This window comes from Caballeronia glathei (genome assembly GCF_000698595.1).
GTDB lineage: Bacteria > Pseudomonadota > Gammaproteobacteria > Burkholderiales > Burkholderiaceae > Caballeronia > Caballeronia glathei.
In genome coordinates this window covers 1-1,378 of record NZ_JFHC01000225.1, presented here as the reverse complement: position 1 = coordinate 1,378, position 1,378 = coordinate 1, and the positions used below count along the sequence as shown (strand labels likewise).

1 protein-coding gene and 1 pseudogene are annotated in these 1,378 nt (G+C 57.6%); one reads left to right on the top strand and one right to left on the bottom strand.

What is annotated here, in order from left to right:
* Nucleotides 1–233: 233 nt before the first annotated feature.
* Nucleotides 234–698 (bottom strand): MaoC family dehydratase, encoded by a 465-nt coding sequence (locus BG61_RS38430; RefSeq protein WP_035939304.1) that lies wholly within the window; start codon nt 696–698, stop codon nt 234–236.
* A 392-nt stretch (nt 699–1,090) separates the two neighbouring features.
* Here BG61_RS38430 and BG61_RS38425 point away from each other — a divergent pair.
* Nucleotides 1,091–1,378 (top strand): annotated as a pseudogene (locus BG61_RS38425) (HU family DNA-binding protein); the annotation flags it as partial.

Sequence of the window (1,378 nt, the reverse complement as noted above, 5' to 3'; positions counted from 1 at the left end):
AAACTTAAATTCGCAACAGTCTCTAAGACAGGAGTGTGCCCGCCTGGCAACAAGATTACGCTCCCGGACGACCATATGCGCACCGCCGAGTGGAGACTGCACCGACTCTTGCCGCGGTCAAGGCATCCACGTATGGGCGATGAGGCGCTGGGTCGACGTATCTCTGGCGTTTGCAGCGGACGTGCGAATTCAACCGGTCGATGCAATGATATGCGTCGGGTACAGGTTCATTCTCAGCCGCGTCTGAACGCGAGCAGCCGGGCCACCGAGCGCTGACACAGTTCGCCATGCTGGTTTAGCGTATCACTCTGCATAGTCACGACACCGCGATCGGGCCTGGACCTGGATGGCGCGATGTCCATGACCGTGCTGACCACATGCAATACGTCGCCCGGGCGGGTTGGCCGAGGCCATGTGATTTCACTGCCCGCGCCAATGATTCCACCAGCCAGCGGCACACTTTCCACGAGCAGCTTCATCGTGATCGCCGCCGTGTGCCAGCCGCTGGCGGCGAGCCCGGTGAAAAAGGTATTTCGAGCCGCTTCTTCATCCAGGTGGAAGGGCTGCGGATCGAAGCGCCGTGCGAAATCACGTATCTGCGTGGCATCCAGCCCGTGTTCCGAGCTTTTGAAAACCGTTCCCACCGTCAGGTCTTCGAGGTAAATCGTTCCTGATGTTACGTAACTGTTGTTGGGCATGGTGTGCTCCTGTAACTGATCGTCGATCTCACGGCGAACCCTCGCAATGTTCTCAAGCCGCATGAAATAGCTTAGAAATAACATCTATTTGACGCATCCTATCAAGGATTTTCAGGGCGCCTGCGGCAACTTGCAGATATGCCAGATGAGGGCGTTGATGACCGTGTCGCTATCCTTGCTGACGATTTTCATCAGCACGTAGCGTGTCTGACGCCACTTTCGCCTCGTCCGCGCCGAAAACCCCTTATTTTCGGGCCTCAATGCATTGCGCGTTCGCGCTTGCATTGATACGCTATCGCGAGCCTGAGGAATTGGCCCTTTGCGTAAGTCGACCACTACGACTACTCAAAGGCAAAGGTTCAGGCCAACCTTTGATCAACGACGAGGATGTTATGGCAAAAGCTAGTGCAGCGAAATCCACCACCGCGGCCCCGAAAAAGGCCGTCACGCCTGTTGCGAAGAAGGCCAAGGCGCCTGTCGTGAAGAAGGCCCCCGCGACGAAAGCCGTGGCCGCAGCCCCCTTGAAACCCATCAAGGACTCGTTCACGAAGGCGTCGCTCACCGTCCACCTGGCCGAGCGCGCTGGCGTGGAACCGAAGGCCGCGAAGGCATTGATGGCAGCGCTGGAAGAAACGGTGCTTGCCTCGGTTCACAAGAAAGGCGCCAAGGAGTTCACCCTT